Origin of the sequence: Aeromicrobium jepli (assembly GCF_047246605.1) — a bacterium.
Lineage (GTDB): Bacteria > Actinomycetota > Actinomycetes > Propionibacteriales > Nocardioidaceae > Aeromicrobium.
On sequence record NZ_JBFOKO010000008.1, the window covers coordinates 151,190 to 172,064 of the forward strand.

General features: G+C 73.2%; 18 protein-coding genes and 1 tRNA gene. 6 read left to right on the plus strand and 13 right to left on the minus strand.

The window, feature by feature from the left end:
• Positions 1–85: 85 nt before the first annotated feature.
• The 4 genes from AB3M81_RS15120 (at position 86) to AB3M81_RS15135 (ending at position 3,710) form a co-directional block, all read left to right on the plus strand.
• Positions 86–161, plus strand: a tRNA-Arg gene (locus AB3M81_RS15120).
• A 90-nt stretch (positions 162–251) separates the two neighbouring features.
• Positions 252–950 carry a hypothetical protein gene (locus AB3M81_RS15125; protein ID WP_412904750.1) on the plus strand — a complete coding sequence of 233 codons (699 nt, stop codon included), beginning with the start codon at positions 252–254 and terminating at the stop codon, positions 948–950.
• Positions 951–1,018: 68 nt separating this feature from the next.
• Positions 1,019–3,067 (plus strand): sensor histidine kinase, encoded by a 2,049-nt coding sequence (locus AB3M81_RS15130; protein ID WP_412904751.1) that lies wholly within the window; start codon positions 1,019–1,021, stop codon positions 3,065–3,067.
• The gene (locus tag AB3M81_RS15135) at positions 3,060–3,710 is read left to right on the plus strand and encodes a response regulator transcription factor (protein WP_412904752.1); all 651 of its coding nucleotides are present in this window, start codon (positions 3,060–3,062) and stop codon (positions 3,708–3,710) included. The genes AB3M81_RS15130 and AB3M81_RS15135 overlap by 8 nt, the downstream gene beginning before the upstream one ends.
• 248 nt (positions 3,711–3,958) lie before the next feature.
• Here the strand turns inward: AB3M81_RS15135 and AB3M81_RS15140 are convergent, their stop codons facing one another.
• From AB3M81_RS15140 to AB3M81_RS15155, 4 genes are all read right to left on the minus strand, one after another.
• The gene (locus tag AB3M81_RS15140) at positions 3,959–5,602 is read right to left on the minus strand and encodes a cation:proton antiporter (RefSeq protein ID WP_412904753.1); all 1,644 of its coding nucleotides are present in this window, start codon (positions 5,600–5,602) and stop codon (positions 3,959–3,961) included.
• Positions 5,603–5,635: 33 nt separating this feature from the next.
• Entirely contained in the window at positions 5,636–6,685 is a 1,050-nt protein-coding gene (locus AB3M81_RS15145; RefSeq protein WP_412904754.1) for an LLM class flavin-dependent oxidoreductase, read from the minus strand.
• Between the two features lie 13 nt (positions 6,686–6,698).
• Positions 6,699–7,130, minus strand: a complete 432-nt coding sequence (locus tag AB3M81_RS15150) for a PGPGW domain-containing protein (RefSeq protein ID WP_412904755.1) — start codon at positions 7,128–7,130, stop codon at positions 6,699–6,701.
• Between the two features lie 61 nt (positions 7,131–7,191).
• Entirely contained in the window at positions 7,192–7,881 is a 690-nt protein-coding gene (locus tag AB3M81_RS15155) for an iron-dependent transcriptional repressor DtxR (protein ID WP_412904756.1), read from the minus strand.
• Positions 7,882–7,994: 113 nt separating this feature from the next.
• On the opposite strand from AB3M81_RS15155, the gene AB3M81_RS15160 reads away from it, so the two are divergent.
• Positions 7,995–8,714 carry a hypothetical protein gene (locus AB3M81_RS15160; protein ID WP_412904757.1) on the plus strand — a complete coding sequence of 240 codons (720 nt, stop codon included), beginning with the start codon at positions 7,995–7,997 and terminating at the stop codon, positions 8,712–8,714.
• 3 nt (positions 8,715–8,717) lie between these two features.
• On the opposite strand, the gene AB3M81_RS15165 is transcribed toward AB3M81_RS15160, so the two are convergent.
• Positions 8,718–9,983, minus strand: a complete 1,266-nt coding sequence (locus tag AB3M81_RS15165) for an MFS transporter (RefSeq protein WP_412904758.1) — start codon at positions 9,981–9,983, stop codon at positions 8,718–8,720.
• 143 nt (positions 9,984–10,126) lie between these two features.
• Here AB3M81_RS15165 and AB3M81_RS15170 point away from each other — a divergent pair, with 143 nt between their 5' ends.
• Positions 10,127–10,717 (plus strand): acyltransferase, encoded by a 591-nt coding sequence (locus AB3M81_RS15170; protein WP_412904759.1) that lies wholly within the window; start codon positions 10,127–10,129, stop codon positions 10,715–10,717.
• 310 nt (positions 10,718–11,027) lie between these two features.
• Here the strand turns inward: AB3M81_RS15170 and wecB are convergent, their stop codons facing one another.
• Genes wecB through AB3M81_RS15210 form a run of 8 tightly spaced genes read right to left on the minus strand, consistent with a single transcriptional unit; the run spans position 11,028 to position 20,817 of the window.
• Positions 11,028–12,083, minus strand: a complete 1,056-nt coding sequence (gene wecB / locus AB3M81_RS15175) for a non-hydrolyzing UDP-N-acetylglucosamine 2-epimerase (RefSeq protein WP_412904760.1) — start codon at positions 12,081–12,083, stop codon at positions 11,028–11,030.
• 5 nt (positions 12,084–12,088) lie between these two features.
• Positions 12,089–13,372 carry a nucleotide sugar dehydrogenase gene (locus AB3M81_RS15180; protein ID WP_412904761.1) on the minus strand — a complete coding sequence of 428 codons (1,284 nt, stop codon included), beginning with the start codon at positions 13,370–13,372 and terminating at the stop codon, positions 12,089–12,091.
• Positions 13,369–14,214 carry a hypothetical protein gene (locus AB3M81_RS15185; RefSeq protein WP_412904762.1) on the minus strand — a complete coding sequence of 282 codons (846 nt, stop codon included), beginning with the start codon at positions 14,212–14,214 and terminating at the stop codon, positions 13,369–13,371. Before AB3M81_RS15185 ends, AB3M81_RS15180 begins: the two co-directional genes overlap by 4 nt.
• The gene (locus AB3M81_RS15190; RefSeq protein ID WP_412904763.1) at positions 14,211–15,725 is read right to left on the minus strand and encodes a glycosyltransferase family 4 protein; all 1,515 of its coding nucleotides are present in this window, start codon (positions 15,723–15,725) and stop codon (positions 14,211–14,213) included. Before AB3M81_RS15190 ends, AB3M81_RS15185 begins: the two co-directional genes overlap by 4 nt.
• Positions 15,722–16,708 carry a Gfo/Idh/MocA family protein gene (locus tag AB3M81_RS15195; RefSeq protein WP_412904764.1) on the minus strand — a complete coding sequence of 329 codons (987 nt, stop codon included), beginning with the start codon at positions 16,706–16,708 and terminating at the stop codon, positions 15,722–15,724. The genes AB3M81_RS15190 and AB3M81_RS15195 overlap by 4 nt, the downstream gene beginning before the upstream one ends.
• A complete protein-coding gene (locus AB3M81_RS15200; protein WP_412904765.1) occupies positions 16,705–17,802 on the minus strand; it encodes a DegT/DnrJ/EryC1/StrS family aminotransferase in 1,098 nt (365 codons plus the stop codon). The genes AB3M81_RS15195 and AB3M81_RS15200 overlap by 4 nt, the downstream gene beginning before the upstream one ends.
• Before the next feature lie 46 nt (positions 17,803–17,848).
• Complete coding sequence (locus tag AB3M81_RS15205) at positions 17,849–19,483, minus strand: hypothetical protein (RefSeq protein ID WP_412904766.1); 1,635 nt, start codon at positions 19,481–19,483, stop codon at positions 17,849–17,851.
• Positions 19,480–20,817, minus strand: a complete 1,338-nt coding sequence (locus AB3M81_RS15210; protein WP_412904767.1) for a glycosyltransferase family protein — start codon at positions 20,815–20,817, stop codon at positions 19,480–19,482. Before AB3M81_RS15210 ends, AB3M81_RS15205 begins: the two co-directional genes overlap by 4 nt.
• Between the last annotated feature and the right edge of the window lie 58 nt (positions 20,818–20,875).

Below are 20,875 nucleotides of genomic sequence, written 5' to 3' on the forward strand. Positions count from 1 at the left end.
GGTCCCCGGCTCGCAGGTCGCCTGCGTCACAGCACCCCCACGTGCACGCGCCGGGCGGCACGCCGTGGGAAGATGTCCCGGTGCCGCCCCCGTAGCTCAGGGGATAGAGCAACGGTTTCCTAAACCGTGTGTCGGAGGTTCGAATCCTCTCGGGGGCACCACGTCCCGCGAACCGTGCCGGGTTGTCCCTGTCCCCCGGGACGGCGCGCCTTCCACGGTGGAGTCATCAACGACTCCCCGGAAGGAACACCATGAGCACGCAGATCACGACCGAGCAGCGCGTCCGCGACGACCTGGCCGACGAGGCCGCACCCCGCCCCGGACGCGCCTGGGCCCTCGCGGGCGTCTTCGCCGGCGTCGCGGGCTTCGCCACCACGATCCTCAGCGGCATGGTCGACGCCGTGTACCGCAAGGGCGTCGTCGACGACCCGGCCATCGTCATCGAGCGCATGGACGACAAGGTTGCGCAGCTCATCGCGTTCCACGTCGTCGCGACGCTGACCGCCCTGGCCCTCGTGCCGTTCGGCGTCGGCCTCTTCCGTCGCCTGCGCGGTGCGCTGGGCGCCGACAGCCTCGTGCCGGGCATCGCCGCCTTCGGTGTCCTGGGCACCGCGATCGTCGTGCTCATGGGCACCGCGCTCAACACCGAGTTCGTCTTCGCCGTGACGGAGAGCGACATGGTGCTGCCCGAGTCCGCGGCCTTCTACAACCACTGGATCGGCACCGTGCCGTGGGTCTGGTCACTGACCGGCCTGACCGGCTGGGCCCTGTTCGCGGCGAAGCGGGCCGGCGCCGTCCGCGGCTGGATCGGCATCGCGGGCCTCGTGCTCGGCACGCTCTCCCTGCTGCTGACCATCGTCCCGCTGCAGTACATGTCGGCGTGGACCGGAGCCGTCATGCTCGTCCTGGTCGGCTTCGGCCTGGCCGTCGGCGACCGCCGCACGCGGTGACCGAGCTTCTCGAGCGCCATGGCGGCGGTTCCCTCCCGCAGGAGGCGAACCGCCGCCATGATCTACGCATGAGGACCTCGCGCGTGCCCGTCGGGGCGCTCACCGCGCTCGGCGCCGGCCTCGCGCTGTTCACGGCGGCCGTCCTGCTGGACCTGCGCGTCGGGCGCACCCCGATGCCGGACTGGGCGGCCGAGCCCGGCTGGACGTACGCGGCGATGGGCCTGCCGCAGCTCGCCCTGGGCACCGTCGTCCTGTGGCATCGACGCCGGCACCCGCTGGGCTGCGCGATGATGACGCTCGGCCTGCTGTGGGTGCTCGACGGGCTGGCGCAGTCGTACGTGCGGCTCGCGGTCGACGGGCATGAGGCCCTGCCGGGCCTGACCGCCGTCCTGTGGTTCCTGTTCCGCTTCACGGCCGTCCTGCCGCTCGCCGCCGCGGCCATCCTGCTGATCTTCCCCGAGGGACTCCCGCGCGGCCGCGCCCGCCGCGCCGGCTGGACGAGCCTCGGGCTCATGGCCGCCGGACTGGTGCTGTTCGTCGTCGTCCCGAGCACGCATCCCGAGATCGACCGCGAGGTCGCCGCGGCCGCCCCGGGCGCCAGCACCGACCCGACCTCGATCGGGACGCTCGCGCCGGTCGCCGACGAGGTGCACGCGCTGGCGTGGGTCCTGGGCGTCGCCGGCTTCGTGCTCGCGCTGCTCACCGTCGTCGCGCGGTACCGCGCCTCGCGGGACCGCGAGCGCGAGCAGATGCGCTGGCTCGCGTGGGCGGTCCTCGCGATGGTCCTGCTGATCGCGACGAGCATGCTCGTCGACGTCACGATCCTCAACAACGTCTTCCTCGGCGCGGCGCTGCTGGTCGGCCCCCTCGCGATGACCATCGCGATCGTCCGCCCGGACGTCGTGTCCGTCGAGAACCTGCTCGTCCGCACCCTCGTCTACGGCGGGATCACGGTCGTCATCGTGCTCGTGGACATCCTCGTCCTGGCCCTGCTGTCGGCGACCCTCGGCGACGCGTTCGGCCAGCGCCAGGTCGTGGTGCTGGTGCTGCTGCTGGCCGCGATCCTCTACGGGCCGCTGCGCCTGCGGATCGAGGCGTGGGTGCGCCAGCTGGTCCTCGGCGAGCGTCGCGACCCGTACGACGTGGTGGCGAGCCTCGCCTCCACGCTGGAGCGCACGGACGACGACGGGGCCCAGCTGGGCGCCGTCGCCGAGGCCGTCGCAGCGGCCTTCGGGCTCTCCTGGGTGCAGGTCGAGGTCGACCGGTCCGCGGGCGAGCGCCTGGTCGCGTCCCGCGGCACGCGCCCGGCCGAGGTCCGCTCGTTCCCCGTCACGTACCGCTCCACCACGATCGGCCGCATCACGCTGCCCGCCCACGGCGTGCGGAACCAGCTGACCGCCCGCGACGAGATCGTGCTGGCCGACCTCGTGCGGCAGGCCGCCGGCGCGATCCGCGCGAGCCAGCTCAGCGACGAGCTGCAGCGCAGCCGCGAGCGCCTCGTGCTGGCCCGCGAGGAGGAGCGCCGCCGCATCCGCCGCGACCTGCACGACGGCCTCGGCCCCTCGCTGTCCGCCGTCGTCTTCCGGCTCGAGTCCGCCCGGCTCACGATCGGGACGGACCCGGAGTCGGCCGACGTGCAGCTGACCGAGACGCGCGAGGTCGTGCAGGAGATCATCAAGGACGTCCGCCGCCTCGTGCACGACCTGCGGCCGCCGGCGCTCGATGACCGTGGCCTCGTCGGCGCCCTCACGCAGCTGGCCGAGCACTCCGATACGGGACCGACGATCCGGGTCCGCTCCGACCTCGACGGGAGCCTCCCCGCCGCCGTCGAGGTCGCCGCGTTCCGGATCGCCGCCGAGGCGATGAACAACACGCGCCGGCACGCGCGAGCGCGGACGTGCTCGGTCTCGCTCACGAGCGAGGCGGACACCCTGGTGCTGGAGATCGCCGACGACGGCATCGGCATCCCCGCCGAGGCCCGGTCGGGCGTCGGCCTGGTCTCGTTGCGGGAGCGGGCAGCCGAGCTGGGCGGCACGATCGACCTGCGCTGCCCGCCCGAAGGCGGCACGACGGTCACGGCACGACTGCCGCTGCACGGGAGGGCCGGTCATGAGTGAGTCGGTGCGCGTGGTCGTGGTGGACGACCACCAGATCGTGCGGGACGGGCTGGTCGCGCTGCTGCGCGCCCTCGGCGGCATGGAGGTGCTCGGCACGGCCGGGGACGGCCGCGAGGCGATCCACGTGGTCGAGGCCGATCCGCCGGACGTCGTGGTCATGGACATCCAGATGCCCGTGCTGGACGGGATCGAGGCGACGCGCCACATCACCGGCCGGCACCCGGGCGTGCGGGTGCTGATGCTGACGATGAACGAGGACGACGACACGATCGTGAGCGCCCTGCGCGCCGGGGCGTCGGGCTACCTGCTCAAGGGCGCCGACGCGGCCGAGGTCCATCGCGCGATCGTGGCGACGGCCGGGGGCGGGATGGTGTTCGGCGCGTCGGTCGCGGCGCGGGTCGCCGGCCTGTTCGCGGGCCGGGCCCAGCGCACCGAGCACCCGTTCCCCGACCTGTCCGAGCGCGAGCGAGCCGTCCTCGACCTGCTGGCCGCCGGACGCAGCAACGACGCGATCGCGGCCGAGCTGTACGTCTCGAACAAGACGGTGCGCAACGCGGTGTCGTCGATCTACGCCAAGCTGCACGCGGCCGACCGCGCCGAGGCGATCATCAAGGCGCGCGAGGCGGGCCTGGGCCGCGACTGACCGAACGAAAGGAGCCGCCCCGGAGAGCCCATTGGGGTCGGGCCCTCCGACGCGGCACCGACGCGCACGATCGGGGGAAGACATGCGCGCCTTGCGGGTGCAGACACCCCCGTGAGTCCGGCCCTGAGCCCGGGGAGTGGACGGGCTAGGTCACAAACGTCACGTTATGTAACAACAGTCACATGTCTGACAGGTTGTCCACAAGTCCCTCGGGCGAATCGCCGTCGTGGTGTCGCCCACAGCGTTGGTCACTCGTCGCCGGAACGGCGCAGCTCGAGGCCGATCTCGTCCGCGTCGAGCTGGTCCAGCATCCGGGTCAGCGCCGCACTGCCGAAGGTGCCGTCCGCCCGCTCCCGCAGCAGCGCCTCGCGTTGCGCCTCGATGATGTCGCGGCGCAGCTCCTGCACCGGTGCGAGGTCGAACTGGTCCTGCTCGGCGTGCTCCATGACCCGCGCCGCCGCGGCCCGCCACTGCTCGGGCAGGTCGGCGCCGGCGAGCACCTCGGCACTCACCTCGCGCATGCGCGCGTCGAGCCGCTCCCACTCGTGCGCGTCGGTCGCGGGAACGCCGCCCAGGCCGAGCACGCGCACGAGGCGGCCGAGCGTGCCACCCTGGACCACGAGTGACAGCAGCGCCACGAAGAACGCGACGAGGATCAGCAGCGAGCGGTGCTCGGTGTCCGTCGGCAGCGTCTGCGCCGCCGCCAGCGTGACCGCGCCCCGCAGCCCCGCCCAGACCAGGACGAGTCCCTCGCGCCGACCGAAGCGCGAGGCGTCGTAGAAGTCGACGTCGGCCGTGACGCGCCGCAGCCGGGACCTGAGTCGCTCGGCGCGCGGGTGCTCGGTCTCCGCGACGCGCGCCGACCACGCGTCCAGCGTCGAGCGCAGCTCGGGGGTGCGCCGCTGGCGGCGCTTCTCGGCCAGCACGATGACCGCGACGTACACCGCCCGGATCGCCATGGCGACCGCGAGGGCGACCACCGCGTACGCCAGCGCGAGCGCCGGGCCGTCGTGCTCGTCCCGCACGTCGTCCACGAGCGCCGACACCTGCAGCCCCATGACGAGGAAGACGACGCCCTCCAGCAGCAGCTCGAGCGTGCGCCAGTTCTGGTGGTCGGACATCCGCTGGCGGGGGCCGAGGTGGTGGACCTGCCCGTGCCCGGTCACCAGCCCCGCCGTCACGGCGGCCACGAGGCCCGAGGCCTCGAGGTGCTCGGCGGGCAGGAACGCGAGGAACGGCACGGTGAACGACAGCGCCGTCGACACCGCCGGATCGGCGATGCGGCCACGCACGCGCAACACCACCGCGCCCACGAGCCAGCCGATCGCGACCGCCCCGACGACCGCCCAGGCGAACGCGCCCAGCACGCCGCCGAGGCTCACGCCGGCGGCGGTCGCGGCGACGGCCGACCGCAGCAGCACGAGGGCCGTGGCGTCGTTGAGCAGGCTCTCGCCCTCGAGCACCGTCACGACGCGCGGCGACACCCCGAGCCGCTTGACGATCGAGGTCGCCACGGCGTCCGTCGGGCTCACGATCGCGCCGAGCGCCACGGCGAGCGGATACTCCAGGCCCTCGATGAGCAGGACGAAGACGCCGCCCAGGACCAGCGAGCTGATCACCACGAGGAGCACGGACAGCCCGCTGATCGCGCGGAAGTCGCGACGGAAGTCCATCGCCGGCATGTTGACCGCCGCCGAGTACAGCAGCGGCGGGAGCAGGACCGCGAGGATGATCTCCGGATCGATCTCGTACTCCGGCGTGAACGGCAGCAGGCTCACGACCAGGCCGGTGGCGAGCAGCACGAGCGGCGAGGCGGTGCCGAGGCGCGGCGCGAGGACGGAGGCGGCGGCGATCACGACGACACCGAGGACCGCGACCAGGATCGTCTCCATGGGCGTCAGACTAGGCCGCCGTCCCCCGCGCGGTCAGGCCAGCATGTCGCGCACGAGCGGCGCGACGCGGGTCCCGTAGAGCTCGATCGAGCGCAGCAGCTGGTCGTGCGGCATCGCGCCGTTGGCGTACTTCAGGTCGAAGCGGCTGACGCCCAGCGTGCGCAGGTTCGTGGCGATCTTGCGCGCGACCGTCTCGGGCGAGCCGACGTAGAGGGCGCCCTCGGGGCTGGCGTCGCGCTCGAACTGGATGCGCGTGGTGGGCGGCCAGCCGCGCTCGCGGCCGATGCGGTCGCGCTGCGCCTGGAAGTGCGGGAACAGCTCGTCACGGGCCTGCTCGTCGGTCTCGGCGACGTGGCCCGGCGAGTGCATGCCGATCGGCAGCGGCTCGACGCCGTCGGCCGCCAGCAGCTCGCGGTAGTAGTTCGCGAACGGCACGAACTGGGCCGGCGGGCCACCGATGATCGCCAGCATGAGCGGCAGCCGGTAGTGCGCCGCCCGGACGACCGACTGCGGCGTGCCACCGACGCCGATCCAGACCTTGAGGCGGCCCGACTCGGTCGGCGGGAAGATGCGCTGCTCGCGCAGCGGCGGCCGGATCGAGCCCGACCACGTCACCGGCTCCTCGGTCAGCACGTGCGAGAGCAGGTCGAGCTTCTCGGTGAACAGCCGCTCGTAGTCGGCCAGGTCGAAGCCGAACAGGCCGAACGACTCGGTGAACGAGCCACGTCCGATGATGACCTCGGCGCGGCCGTTCGACAGCGCGTCGAGCGTCGAGAAGCGCTCGAACACCCGGATCGGGTCGTCCGAGCTCAGCACCGTCACGGCCGAGCCCAGCCGGATGCGCTCGGTGCGCGCCGCGATCGCCGCGAGCACGACGTCGGGCGCCGTGATCGCGAAGTCGTCGCGGTGGTGCTCGCCCAGGCCGATGAACGCCAGCCCCACGCGATCGGCCAGCTCGGCCTGCTCGACCACCTGGCGCAGGACCACCGCATGGTGCTCGAGGGTGCCGTCGGCGCGGGTGGTGACGTCGCCGAAGGTGTCGAGGCCGAGCTCGACGGAGGCCGGGTCGATGGGGGTGCTCACGTCCCCACCGTAGTCAGCGCCAGCGACGGATGCTGTAGATCAGGATGCCGACCGCGATGAGGTCGGAGAACCACCAGCCCAGCGCGCCCGGCCAGCCGGCCCCGGGCAGCTTGGGCCCGAAGCCGACGCTGAGGATCTCGAACTCGGGGATCGTCGGGCTCATGAGCCACACGACGCCCACCGCGGCGATCCAGACGATGCCCACCACCGTGACGAGGATGCGCGGGATGGTGGCGACGCTGTACGACGCCGCCTCGACCGCTTTCTTCTCCAACGGCACGAGCAGGGCCTCGGCCCACGCGTAGTGGCGCGCCAGGAGGGCGACGCCGGCGAACATCCCCAGCAGCCCGGGTCCGGGCAGCACGAGCATGAACAATCCCAGCACGACGAGGGCCCAGCCGAGGGACAGCGAGCCCGTGCGTCGGAACCAGGTGCGCACGCTCATGGCGTCAGCATGCCAGCGTGGACCATGCCGCCGGCCGCGTTCACGGCGCTGGTGGGGACTCTCACCGCGAGACGAAGATGTGGGCCGCGGCCTCGGCCACGATCTCGGCGGTCTCGGACTGCCGGGCGACCAGCAGTCCGTCGTGGCCGCGGGACACCAGCACGTCGTTGCCGGGCAGCGCGCCGACGCGGCGCAGGACCGACATGACCTCGGTGTCCTTCTGCAGCTCCTCGGCGATGCGGCGGACCACGACGCGGATCGGCTCGGTGGAGCCCACGACGACCGACGGCAGGGACTCGACGCCGTCGAGGAACTCGGCCTCGGGGACGACCTGGCCCAGCTCGGCCAGGCCCGGGATCGGGTTGCCGTAGGGCGACTCGGTGGGCTCGCCCAGCAGCGTGATGAGGCGGCGCTCGACCTGCTCGGACATGACGTGCTCCCAGCGACACGCCTCCTCGTGGACGTACTCGATCTCGAGGCCGATGACGTCGGTGAGCAGGCGCTCCGCGAGGCGGTGCTTGCGCATCACGCGGGTCGCGAGCGAGCGTCCCTTCTCGGACAGCTCGAGGTGACGGTCGCCCTCGACCGTCAGCAGGCCGTCGCGCTCCATGCGCGCCACCGTCTGGCTGACCGTCGGGCCGCTCTGGTGGAGGCGCTCGGCGATGCGGGCGCGCAGGGGGACGATCCCCTCCTCCTCCAGCTCGAAGATGGTCCGCAGGTACATCTCGGTGGTGTCAATGAGCTCGCTCACGAGAGTCATTGTCCCATGTCGGTCGAAGGGTCAGTGCCGCCCTGTGGAACCGGGCTCCCGCGGGGGTCGTGACCGGCGTCACGCGGCCCCACGCGGACCGATAGCGTCGGGGCATGGTCACCATCCCGCGACAGTTCAACGGACCTCCCGAGTCGGGCAACGGCGGCTGGGTCAGCGGCCTCGTCGCGCAGGCCCGCCTGGAGCAGGACCCGGCCGGCCCGGTGGCGGCGCGGCTGCGCATGCCCCCGCCGCTGGACACGCCGCTGGCCTGGGAGCACGAGGGCGACGAGACGCGCCTCATGACGCACGGTGGGGCCATCGTCGGCACGGCCACGACGGGCTCGTTCACCCGGGAGGCGCCGCCGTTCGTCGATGCCGACGGGGTCGCGGCGGGCGTCGCGGCCTACCCGGGCTTCACGAGCCACCCGTTCGCACAGTGCTTCACGTGCGGCACGGACCGCGAGGACGGCGACGGCCTGCGGATCTTCAGCGGGCCCGTCGGCGACGGCCTGACCGCGGCGCCGTGGCACGTGCACCCGTCGTTCGACCGCGGCGACGGCGGGGTCGACCTGCCGGTCGCGTGGGCCGCGCTGGACTGCCCCGGCGGCTGGGCGGCCGACTTCAGCCGCCAGCCGATGCTGCTGGGCACGATGACCGCCGAGGTGCTGAGCGTGCCGCAGGTGGGCGCGACGTACCACGCGGTGGGCCGGCTCTCGGGCCACGAGGGGCGCAAGTTCTTCACCGACGTCGCGCTCTACACACCCGGGGGCGAGCTCGTCGGGCGCTCCGAGCAGATCTGGATCCAGATCGACCTGGCGGACTACGGCCGCTGAGGCTCAAGGCGTGGGGTGGCGCCCGTCATAGGCCAGGAAGCGGCGGTTGAGCGTCACCGCGAGCAGGACGCCGGCGATGCACAGCGCGCCGCCGACGACCATCGCCCACTCCTCGTCGACCACCGAGGCGACCGAGCCGATCACGAAGTCGCCCAGGCGCGGCCCGCCCGCGACCACGACGATGAACAGGCCCTGCATGCGGCCGCGCATCTGCTCGGGCGCGGCCGACTGCAGGATCGTCGAGCGGTAGGCCGCGCTGATCATGTCGGCGGCGCCGGAGAGCGCGAGCAGGCTCAGGGCCAGCCACAGCACGCCGGGCAGGCCGATCGCCGCGAAGCCCGCCGCCGCGACGCTCGCGCCGTAGGCCACGATCGCGACGGTCACGGCGATCCCGTGGCGGTGGACGCGGCTGATCCAGCCCGACACCGCGAACGCGATGAGCGAGCCGATCGCCGGCGACGCCTGCAGCAGGCCGAGGGCCGAGGCGCCCTCGTCGCCGGGCGTGGACGTGACGTAGACCGTCGCGGCGAGCGCCGGGTAGAGCGAGCGCGGCTGCGCGAAGACCATCGCGCACAGGTCGACGATGAACGACATCGCGATGTTCGGCGCGGTGCGCAGGAACCTCAGTCCCTCGACCACCGAGCGGATCCCGGGCACGGGCATCTTCGTGGCCGGCGGCAGCGCGGGCAGTCGCACGACCGAGTAGATCGCCGCGAGGTAGAGCACGGCGTCGGCGACGTACGCCGCCTCGACGCCGCGCCACGCGATGAGCACGCCGCCGAGCAGCGGCCCCACCGTGAACGAGAGGTTCGTCGCCGCCATGCCGAGGGCGTTCGCGGCGGGCAGCAGGCGCGTCGGCAGCAGCTGCGGCAGCATCGCGGCGCGGGCGGGGTTGTTGACGGCGTAGAACAGCGACTGCACGGCCACGATCGCGTAGAGCACGCCGACCGACTCCCAGCCGAGCGCACTGTGGGCGACCAGCGCGAGCGCGGACAGCCACAGCCCGAGCGCCGAGACGATCGCGACGGTGCGGCGGTCGAACGCGTCCACCAGCGCGCCGCCGTAGAGTCCGCCCATCACGAGGGGCAGCAGCCCGGACAGGCCGACGAGGCCCACCGAGAACGACGACGAGGTGAGCTGCCAGACCTCCCACGCGACGGCGACGACCGACATCTGCTGGCCGAACCCCGAGATCGCCTGGCCGATCCAGAGCCGGCGGTACGCCGCGGAGGCGCGCAGGGGCCGGATGTCGGTGAGCAGTCTCGCCACCGGAACAACCTACGTCGGTCCTCCGAGGCCCGGACCGACGGGCGCGATGTGCGGCGGTGTCCAACGGACCGGGGCGGATCCGGGCGTTTTCGGGTGGACGGCGCCCCACGTCGCGCGGACGCCGGTCCGCTAGCGTGGCGACCATGAGCGCCACCGTGAAGCCCACCGCCCAAGTCGACGACCGCGCCACCCTCGGCGACGGCACCACGGTGTGGGAGCTGGCGCAGGTCCGCGAGAACGCGACGCTCGGCGAGCAGTGCATCGTCGGCCGCGGCGCCTACATCGGCTCGGGCGTGCAGATCGGCCACCGCGTCAAGATCCAGAACCACGCCCTCGTCTACGAGCCCGCGCAGGTCGCCGACGGCGTCTTCATCGGCCCCGCCGCCGTGCTGACGAACGACGAGTTCCCCCGCGCCGTCGCGCCCGACGGCATGCTCAAGTCCGGCGCCGACTGGACGCCCGTCGGCGTCACGATCGAGGAGGGCGCCTCGATCGGCGCCCGCGCCGTGTGCGTCGCGCCCGTCACCGTCGGCGCCTGGGCCCTCGTGGCCGCCGGCGCCGTCGTGACCAAGGACGTCCCGCCGCACGCGCTCGTCGTCGGCGTCCCGGCCCGCCGCATCGCGTGGGTCGGCCGGGCCGGCAAGCCGCTCACCGACCAGGGCGACGGCACGTTCACCTGCCCCGAGACCGGCGAGGCCTACCGCGAGGTGGACGGCCGGCTCGAGCCGGCCTGAGCTCGACCCTCGTCAGCGGCACCCGGCGGTCGAGTGCCGCCCCGGTGGTCGAGTGCCACCCCGGTGGTCGAGTGCCCGCGAGGAACGAGCGGGTGTATCGAGACCACCTGAGCTCGACGTGATCTCGATACACCGTCTCGCTGCGCTCGCCGGCACTCGATCACCGGGCCCGCCAATCGAGTAGCTCGCGAGGAACGAGCGGCGTATCGAAACAACGATCTCGATACACCGTCTCGCTGCGCTCGCCGGCACTCGATCACCGGGCCCGCCGATCGAGTAGCACCGCGAGGAACGAGCGGGCGTATCGAGATCAGCGGGCGAGGGCCTCGACGACGCGCTCGGCGGCCTGGCCGTCGCCGTAGGGCGTGGCGTCGGTCGGCTGCGGCGCGAGCCCGGCGAGCGCGGACGGAATCGTCGTCGGGTCCGAGGCCAGCACGTTCCAGCCGAGCTCGACCGTCTCCACCCACTCGGTCTCGGTGCGCACCGTGACGCACGGGACGCGCAGCAGGAAGGCCTCCTTCTGCAGGCCGCCCGAGTCGGTGACGACCGAGTGCGCGGAGGCCGCCGCGGCCACGAGCCGGCCGTACGGCAGCGGCTCGTGCACGCGCACGGCACCGCGCTCCAGCTCGATGCCGAAGTCGGCGCACCGCTGCACGAGGCGCGGGTGCGCCAGCAGGATCACCGTGCGGTCGAGGGACTGCAGGCCCTCGACGATCGCGCGCAGGCGCTCGGGGTCGTCGGTGTTCTCGGCCCGGTGGATCGTCGAGACGTGGTACTCCCCCGCCGGCACGCCGAGGTCGGGGAACACGAGCTCACCGGAGTCCAGGCGGCGCTTGATGCCGGTCAGCACGTCCGTCATGACGTCGCCCACGAGGACCGAGCGCGCGGACAGCCCCTCGGTCGCGAGGTGCTGCATGGCCTGCTCGGTCGGCGCCAGCAGCAGGTCGGCGGCGTGATCCGTCAGGACGCGGTTGTGCTCCTCGGGCATCGCACGGTTGAACGAGCGCAGGCCGGCCTCGAGGTGCGCGAGCGGCACGTGCAGCTTGACCGCGCTGACGGCGCCCGCGAGCGTCGAGTTGGTGTCGCCGTAGACGAGCACCCAGTCGGGACGGTGCTCGAGGATGACGTCGTCCATCCGGGCGAGCATCGCGCCGGTCTGGGGGCCGTGGCCGCCGGAGCCGATCTCGAGGTTCACGTCGGGCATCGCGATGTCGAGCTCGCGGAAGAACTCGCCCGACATGCGCTCGTCGTAGTGCTGGCCGGTGTGCACGATGACGTGCTCCGCCCCGGCCGCGCGGAACGCGTGGTCGATCGGCGCGAGCTTGACGAACTGCGGGCGCGCGCCGACGACGCTGAGGACCTTCACGCCGCTCAGCCGCCGATGACGACGCGGCGGACGCCGGCCCAGCGCTCGGGATCGGTCACCCGACGGCCGTCGACGATGACCTCGACGCCCGGGAAGTCCGCGGCCGAGATCTCGCGGTACTCCGCGTGGTCGGCCTGGACGACGATCGCGTCGACGGGCTCGCCGTCGTGCGGCGGCAGCGTCAGCTTGGCGAGCTCCTCGTCGGAGTACATCGGGTCGCTGACCTGGACCTCGGCGCCGCGCGTGCGCAGCTGCGAGACCGTGTCGAAGACGCCCGAGAACGCCGTCTCCTTGACGCCGCCGCGGTACGCGGCGCCCAGCACGAGGACGCGCTTGCCGTTGAGGTCGCCCATCGCCGCGGCCAGCAGGTCGACGGCGTAGGCGGGCATGGCGGCGTTGGCCTCACGGGCCGAGCGGACCACGGTGGCGTCGGGGTCGTTCCACAGGTACAGGCGCGGGTACACCGGGATGCAGTGGCCGCCGACGGCGATGCCGGGCAGGTGGATGTGGCTGTACGGCTGGCTGTTGCACGCCTCGATCACCTTGAGCACGTCGATGCCGTGCTGGTCGCTGAAGCGGGCGAACTGGTTGGCCAGGCCGATGTTGACGTCGCGGTACGTCGTCTCGGCGAGCTTGGCCAGCTCGGCGGCCTCGGCCGAGCCCATGTCCCACACGCCGTTGGGGCGGGGCAGGTCGTCGCGCTCGTCGAAGTCCAGCACGGTCTCGTAGAACTCGACGGCCTTCGCGGTGGCCGCCTCGTCGAGGCCGCCGACCAGCTTGGGGTACTTGCGCAGGTCGGCGAAGACGCGGCCGGTGAGGACGCGCTCGGGGCTGAACACGAGGTGGAAGTCCCGGCCCGCGGTGAGGCTCGAGCCCTCCTGCAGCATCGGCGCCCAGCGCGTGCGCGTGGTCCCGACCGGCAGGGTCGTCTCGTAGATGACGGTGGTGCCGGGCTTCAGGCCGCGGGCGATGTCGCGCGTGGCCGAGTCCATCCAGCCGAAGTCCGGGGTGCCGTCGGCGCCGACGAACAGCGGCACGACGACGACCACGTACTCGGACCGGGAGACGGCGTCGGCCGTGTCGGTCGTGGCGGTGAGGTTCCCGGCGGCGACGACCTCGGCCAGCTTCTCGGCCAGGTGCGCCTCGCCCGGGAACGGCTCGTCGCCGCGGTTCACGGTCTCGACGACCGACTCGGCCACGTCGGCGCCGAAGACGCGCTGGCCCTTCGCGGCGAACTGGACGGCGAGCGGGAGCCCGATCTTGCCGAGGCCGACGACGGTGATGTTCATGGGGTTCCTTCGAGGTGGTCGGACGGGGCGGAGGCCAGACCCACGGCGGCGTAGGCGGTGGCGAGGTCGTGGCGCGTGGGCCGCTTGACGGTCTGGTCGACGCGGCCGCGGTACTCGGCGACGAGCAGCTTGCGCGCCTCGGCGACCCACGGCTTCCTGGGCTTGCGGTCGGTCGTGCGATCCCACACGACGGCGACCGGTCGGTCGCGGCGGGCGGCCGCCCGGACCGCCACCGACATCATGACGGCGCCCTCGGCGTGGATGGCGTCGGCGTCGAGCTCGTCGAGCAGCGGGCCGAGGTGGATCTCGGGGTCGAGCAGGGCCGGATCCAGATGAGCCCACGCATGGCGGCGCGACGTGAGCCGCCACCAGCGGCGGCCGGCCTTGTCGGCGGCGCGCTGGCGGCCGCGGCGCAGGGCGTAGGCCTCGCGGGTGTCCTCGGCGCGCTCGGCGACCCAGCGGCGGTGGGCGCGGGCCAGCAGCAGCCGCAGGCGCGCCGTGGCGGGGACGGAGCCGGTGCGGACGAGGGCGACGTCGCGGCGGAACCGCGCCTCCGCGACGCGGGCGCGCGCGGCGGCCTCGCGGGTCCTGGCGCGCACCAGGAGCCGGTAGCCGAACGGGCGGGTCCAGCGCGGCGAGCGGGCGATGTTGCTGCCGGGGCCGAGCCACGGCCGCACGGGCGCGGTCTGGACGGTCACGCCGTCGACCTCGTGCGGCTCCGTGGCGACGGCGGTCGCGGCGCCGGCGAGCAGGTGCACGTCGTGGCCGAGGTCGCGCAGGGCCAGCACGTGGTCGCCGAGCGGCTCGGCGGGTCCCTTGCGCAGGACGACGATACGGCTCACGACGCCACCCCCACGTGGGGCTCGATGCCGAGCAGGCCCGAGTACACCTCGTGCATGACGTCGGCCTGGCGCTCCCACGTCCAGCCCTCGAGCAGGCCGGGCTGGTCGTACGCGGCGACGTAGCGGTCACGGTCGGCCAGCACGGCGCTCACGGCACGGACGAAGTCGTCGAGGTCGCCCACGCGGAACACCTCGCCCTGGCCGGTGCGGCGGATCGTCTCGGCCATGAACCTGACGTCGCTGCCGACGATCGGCAGGCGGGCCTGGGAGTACTCGTAGAACTTCGTGGCGAGCGAGATCTCGTGGTTCATCATGTGGATCAGCGAGTGCACGCCCAGCGTGGCCGACTGCAGGTACGGCACGATCTGCTCGACCGGCACGTACGGCAGGACGTGCAGCCGCTCGGCGGCGCCCAGCTCGGCCGCGCGCTCCTGGAGCTCGAGCACGACGGGCGAGTCCGGCTGGCCGACGACGAGCGCGACGTGCACGTCGGGCAGCCGGCCCAGGGACTCGATGACGACGCCGACGCCGCGGTTGCGGTCGACCCAGCCGCTGTAGACGATGAGCGGCACCTCGTCGGCGAGGCCGCACAGCGCGCGGACGCTGGGCGCCTCGGGCAGCGGGTCCTCGACGATGGGCGTGTTGAGCACGACGGTCGGCCGCTCGGGCAGGCCGTGGTGCTCCTGCAGCAGGTCGGCGATCGGATCGCTGACCGTCAGGACCGCGTCGGCGTACTGCGCGTGCTCGGCCTCGAGCTGCTGCAGCGACAGGATCCAGCGCGGGTGCGCGGTGGCGTGCTCGACGCCCGGCATGAACTCGTGCGCGTCCCACACCAGCTTGACGTCGCGGCCCGCCGCACGGGCGCGGAACGTGGCGCGCGCGCCGACGAACAGCATCGTGAAGTCGTTCGCGTGGACGAGGTCCGGCTGCAGGCGGTCGATCGCCGGCGCGAACGCCTCGTCCCACGTCTCGATCATCGGGTCGAGGCGGTACCAGGAGCGCGTGCCCAGCAGCCGCACCCAGGCCGCGGTGGTGAGGCGGTCCAGCCACGTGTCCATGCGGATCCGGCTGCCGCGGACCTCGGCCGTGCGCTGGCGGCGCATCCCGCGCCAGCGGCCCAGGGCCCGGTAGCCGGCGACGCGCGCCGACAGGACGGCCCGGGCGAGCGGCGACGACGTCACCGCGCGGCGGTCGGCCAGGACGCGCTCCTGCGCGAGGCACCAGCCCAGGAGGTGGTTGGCGCGCGTGCCCGTGCGGTACGCGATCGGCGACCGCAGGCGCGGCGAGCGCGTCAGGTGCGCCCGCTCGACCGGCTCGGGCCGGTACTCGACCAGCTCGACGGTCGCCTCGCCGACCTTCCACGGGGCGACCGGCTCGGCCGATCGGTTGATGCCCAGCAGCGTCACGTCCCAGCCGCGCTCGGCCATGGACCGGGCCTGCTTCTGGACGCGGGAGTCGCGGCGGACGTCATTGTCGACCAGCATCACGACCTTCGTCGGACGGTCGCTCACGCCAGATCGACCCGCTGACCGCCTCCGTCGGCGGAGTCGATCATGGCCTGCGCCACCTGGACGGTGCGGCAGCCCTGGTCGAGGGTGACGATGTCGGCGTCGCGGCCCAGGACCGCGTCGCGGAACTGCTCGTGCTCGACCAGCAGCGGCTCGCGCTTGGGGATCGCGAAGCGCGTGACGTCGCCCTCGGCCACGCCGCGGAACGCGCTGAGGGCGTCCCAGTCGAGCGCGAACTGGCCGTTGCGGTGCAGCGTGAGGTCGGCCGTCAGCGTGTCCGCGATGTAGGCGCCCTTCTCGCCGGTGATGACGGTGCAGCGCTCCTTCATCGGGCTGAGCCAGTTGACCAGGTGGTTGACGATGATGTCGCCCGAGAGCGTGCCGATCGCGGCGACCATGTCCTCGTGCGGGCGGCCGCTGCGGGTGACCGTGCGGGCGCTGATGTCGAGGTAGCTCTCGCCCGTGACCCACGCGGTCAGGTCGATGTCGTGCGTGGCGAGGTCCTTGACGACGCCCACGTCGGCGATGCGGTGCGGGAACGGGCCCTGGCGGCGCGTGATGACCTGGTGGATCTGGCCGAGCTCGCCCTCCTCGAGCCGTGTGCGCAGGGCCTGCAGCGCCGGGTTGTAGCGCTCGATGTGGCCGACGCCGCCGACCAGGCCCGCGTCGGCGAACGCCTTCGCGAGCGCGGAGGCGCCGTCGACCGTGCTGGCGAGCGGCTTCTCGATGAGCGCGTGGACGCCGGCCGACGCCAGGGCGATGCCGACCTCCTCGTGCAGGCTCGTGGGGCACGCGACGACGGCGTAGTCGATGCCGAGCGCGATCAGGGACTCGACGTCCGGCACGACCTCGGCGCCGAACAGGCCGGCCTCGAGGGCCGGGTCGCTGATGCCGACGAAGTCGACGTCCTCGAGCTGGCCGAGGACGCGGGCGTGGTTGCGCCCCATCGCCCCCGCGCCGATGAGGCCCGCACGCAGCGCGCTCACCGGGCGGCCTCGTTCACGGCCGCGATGACGCGGTCGACGTCGGCGTCGCTCAGGCTGGGGTGCACCGGGATCGAGACGACTTCGGCCGCGGCCTTCTCGGTGGCCGGCAGGTCGAAGCGCGGGTCGGGCGCGCCGTCGACGAGGTACGGGCGCAGGCGGTGCACGGGCGTCGGGTAGTAGACGGCGTTGCCGATTCCGGCCTCGGTCAGGCGCTTCTGGAAGCCGTCGCGGTCGTTCTCCACGCGCACCGTGTACTGGTGGTAGACGTGGCGCGCGCCGGCGGCGACGGGCGGGGTGACGACCTCGGTGATCTCGGCGTCGAAGCGCGCGGCGATCTCGCGGCGGCGCTCGGTCCACTGGTGCAGGCGGCTGAGCTGCGTGCGGCCGATGGCGGCGGCGACGTCGGTCAGGCGCATGTTCACGCCGACGATCTCGTTGGCGTAGCGCTGCTCCATGCCCTGGTTGCGCAGCAGGCGGATCGTGCGCGCGGTCTCGGCGTCGTTCGTGGTGACCATGCCGCCCTCGAGCGAGTGCATGTTCTTGGTCGGGTAGAAGCTGAACGCGGCGGCGGAGCCGAAGCTGCCGACGGGCGTGCCGTCGACGGCGGCGCCGTGGGCCTGTGCGGCGTCCTCGACGACGGCGAGGTCGTGCGCGGACGCGAGCTCCATGATCGCGGTCATGTCCGCGGGGTGGCCGTAGAGGTGCACGGGCATGATGCCGGCGGTCCGCGGGCCGATCGCGGCGCGCACGGCCGCGGGGTCGACGCAGAACGAGCCGGGCTCGATGTCGACGAAGATCGGCTCGGCGCCGACGAGCCGGATGGCGTTGCCGGACGCGGCGAACGTGAAGGACGGGACGATGACCTCGTCACCGGGCCCGATGCCCAGCGCCATGAGCGCCAGCTGCAGCGCCGAGGTGCCCGAGTTGACCGCGACCGCGTGCTCGGAGCCGGCGACCTCGGTGAACTCGTCCTCGAAGGCCTTGACCTCGGGGCCCTGGACGACCATGCCGCTGCGGAGCACCCGCACGGCCGCCTCGATGTCGAGCTCGTCGATGACGGGCTTGGCCGGTGGGATGAAAGGCTGATCACTCACGCGCTCACAGTACCTACTCGCCCGGACCATGCCGAACCGTGCCGCCTCAGGCGCGATCCGCGAGCAGCCACTCCCCCAGCACCTCGGCGGACCGGCGTCCGGAGTGGACGAGCGTGGCGAACTCGCGCGAGACCCGCGAGAGCTCGACCGCCCGCTCGCGATCGGCGAGCAGGTCCAGCAGCACCTCGCGCAGCGTGTCGGGGTCGGCCTCGACGATCGGCAGCTCCCGGCCGGTGCGATCGAGCACGTCCTCGCGGACCGCGGGCGAGACGTGGCTGACCACGAGGCGGCCGAGCGACATGGCCTCGCACGCGGCGGCGCCGTAGTCGGCGACGCCGAACTGGTCGATCACGACGTCGGCCGTGCCGTAGACGCGCGGCATCTCGCGGTGCGGCACCTTCTCGACGCGGCGGTACGTGATGACGCCCTGATCGTCGAGCTCGCGCAGGACGGGGTCGATGTGGTGCGAGCCCTTCTGCGGCCCGCTGGGCGCGTGCGCCACGACCGGGCGCTCGCCCGCGAACAGCGGCGTGTCGCTGACCCACGTCCGGTCGGTGTCCACCGTGAGCGGCAGCCACGTGGCCTTGGGCAGGAACTCCAGCAGGCCCAGCGTCGAGACGAAGACCGGGCCGTCGTGCCGACTGAAGGCGTCGACGTTGCGGCGGGCCGTGCTCTCGAAGCGGCGGACCTGCTTCGGGTCGAGGTGCTCGTACGGGGCCCAGCGGTTCCACGCCGCGTGGACGCTGGGGATGCGCACCTCGCTGCCGTGCGCGAGGCGGGCGACCCGGAGGCCCGCGCGCTGCAGCTGGCGGATCTCGTCCTCGGCGTCGAGCACGGAGGCGCCCAGGAACGGGAGGCCGGCCTCGGCCAGCACGTGCGTGTAGGTCTGCACGACGTGGCGCCGCCAGTACCGCCGCCACGCCAGGTCGGTGGCGAACCGGTCGGGGTCGACCTGCAGGTCGTTGACGTACGCGTCCGGGAACTTGCCCCGGCGGAAGTTCTGCGCGGCCGCGCCCGGGACGTGGGCCGTGACGGCGTCGGCCCACTGGCGGGCCTGGCCGGCGTAGTTGGCGGGTGCGATGAGCAGTCTCACCGGCTCGTCGGGCAGGTCGGGCATGTGCGACTCGTCGGTCGCGACCTCGGCGGCCACGACCCCGGACGTCAGCGGCGGCAGGGCCACGCCGCGCCGCTCGAGGACGTCGCGCGCGCTGCGCACGCCGAAGACGTACGCCTTGCCCGGCACGCGCCTCGCGAGGTGCCACACGCCGAGCGCGGCGGTCGAGTCGAGGGCGATGATCACATCGGACTCGCGCGCGAGCCGGGCCGGCTCACGGGACGTGCGGCACGCGACCGCGAGGTGGTCGCCGGCGCGGTCGGACTCGGGACGGCGGGCGACCTTCGACCACGCCTGGCGGCCGAGGCGCATCAGGCGCACGACCTGGTGGGTCCACCGCAGCCTCAGCGCGCGGCCCTTCACGGGGAAGTCGGTGACCGGGCGGAACGGCACGGAGGACGGGTCGACGACGACGAACCGGTGCACGGGACGCGGCCGCTTGGGCGGGTGCACCGCCAGGACCGTGACCTCATGGCCGGGCCCGAGGTCGTCCTCGATGACCTGCAGACGGTCCTCGAAGAAGCCCTTGCGGTAGCCCCGGCGGGCGGTGACGAACAGGATCCTCATCGCACTCCCCCGGACCGGGCGGCGGTCGCCGCCTCGATGACGCGCTCCAGCGCGGGACGCAGCTGGGTCTCCCGCTCGTACCGCGCCGCGTGCTCGACGCACGCGCGGCGCGTCGCCTCGTCCGCCGTCACCGCGGCCTCGCAGGCGCGCGAGATCGCGGCCGCGACCGCGTCGGGCGCGAGGTCCTGCACGGGGAACCACAGCGGGTAGTCGCGCAGCACGTCCGCGGCCGCGACCTCGGGGACGTGGCACGAGATGATCGGCAGCGCCGTGGCCATGTACTCGAAGATCTTGCCGCTCGTGACGTACTTGCCGCCGCCCGCGAGGAACAGCAGCACGTCGAACGTCTCGTAGGCGTCGCGCACGGTCGCCTTGCCCAGCGAGCCGCCGTAGTGGACCTCGTGGCCCGCCGCGCTGCGCAGCAGCGCGGCCTCGACCGAGCCGGCGCGGCCCGAGTGGCCGAGGTTGCCGTAGAGCTCCATCCGCGCGCGGGCGACGCGCGGGTCGGTCTCGCGCGCCTCGATCCAGCCCTCGATCGCCTCGGCGAGGGGCACCTGCGGGGTGATCGTGCCGACGTAGCCGACCGTGAGCGGTGCGGCGTCGTCGGACGCGCGCAACCGCGGCGCGGGTGCGGTCGCGAGGTCGTAGCCGTTCATGACGACGTGCAGCTTGTCCGCGGCCTGCGGGTAGGCCTCGGCGTGCCACGCGCGGATCGGCTCGTTGACGAACCACGACTCGAGCGACGACTCGATCAGGGTGCGCTCCATCTCGGCGGTGGGCGTGCCGGGCAGGAAGCGCTCCTCGGTGAGGACGTTGATGCTCCACGCGTCGCGCTGGTCGACGACGTAGGGGACGCCGTGCCGCTCGTGCAGGTGCAGGCCGACCGCGCAGTCCACGTTGGGGTTGGCCGTGGCGATCACGAGGTCGACGGGCCGGCGCGCGTGGACCTCGTCGGCGGCGGCCACGATGCCGGGACGCCAGGCGCCGTAGCGGATCTCGGGGAACTCGGCGAACGCCGCCTCGTTCCACTGCGCGAGCCAGCCGCGCGGGTCGCGGGCGCGCTCGAGCGGCCAGGCGTCGATCTCGTGGTCGTTCTCGGGCCACTCGAACGGCACGCGCACGATCTCGATGCGCGGGTCGACGAGGTCCTCGAGCGTCGCGTCGATGCCGGTGTTGCGCAGGAAGGTCTCGCGGTCGGCCGTGATGACGGTGACGTCGCAGCCCAGCGCGGCGAGCGAGTTCGCGGTCGCCAGACCTCGGTAGACGCCGCTGCCGCGGCAGGGCGGGAAGCCCCAGCACACGTACAGCACATGGGGACCCCGAGCTTCGAACACGTCGGACAGTGTAGGCGAGTCGCGCCTGCCCGAGCCGGGCTCGGGCCACGTAGCCTTG

Coding starts and splice junctions, on each gene's coding strand:
- AB3M81_RS15125 (WP_412904750.1), top strand. CDS start 252: ATGAGCACGCAGATCACGACCGAGCAGCGCGTCCGCGACGACCTGGCC.
- AB3M81_RS15130 (WP_412904751.1), top strand. CDS start 1,019: ATGAGGACCTCGCGCGTGCCCGTCGGGGCGCTCACCGCGCTCGGCGCC.
- AB3M81_RS15135 (WP_412904752.1), top strand. CDS start 3,060: ATGAGTGAGTCGGTGCGCGTGGTCGTGGTGGACGACCACCAGATCGTG.
- AB3M81_RS15140 (WP_412904753.1), bottom strand. CDS start 5,602: ATGGAGACGATCCTGGTCGCGGTCCTCGGTGTCGTCGTGATCGCCGCC.
- AB3M81_RS15150 (WP_412904755.1), bottom strand. CDS start 7,130: ATGAGCGTGCGCACCTGGTTCCGACGCACGGGCTCGCTGTCCCTCGGC.
- AB3M81_RS15160 (WP_412904757.1), top strand. CDS start 7,995: ATGGTCACCATCCCGCGACAGTTCAACGGACCTCCCGAGTCGGGCAAC.
- AB3M81_RS15170 (WP_412904759.1), top strand. CDS start 10,127: ATGAGCGCCACCGTGAAGCCCACCGCCCAAGTCGACGACCGCGCCACC.
- AB3M81_RS15180 (WP_412904761.1), bottom strand. CDS start 13,372: ATGAACATCACCGTCGTCGGCCTCGGCAAGATCGGGCTCCCGCTCGCC.
- AB3M81_RS15205 (WP_412904766.1), bottom strand. CDS start 19,483: ATGAGGATCCTGTTCGTCACCGCCCGCCGGGGCTACCGCAAGGGCTTC.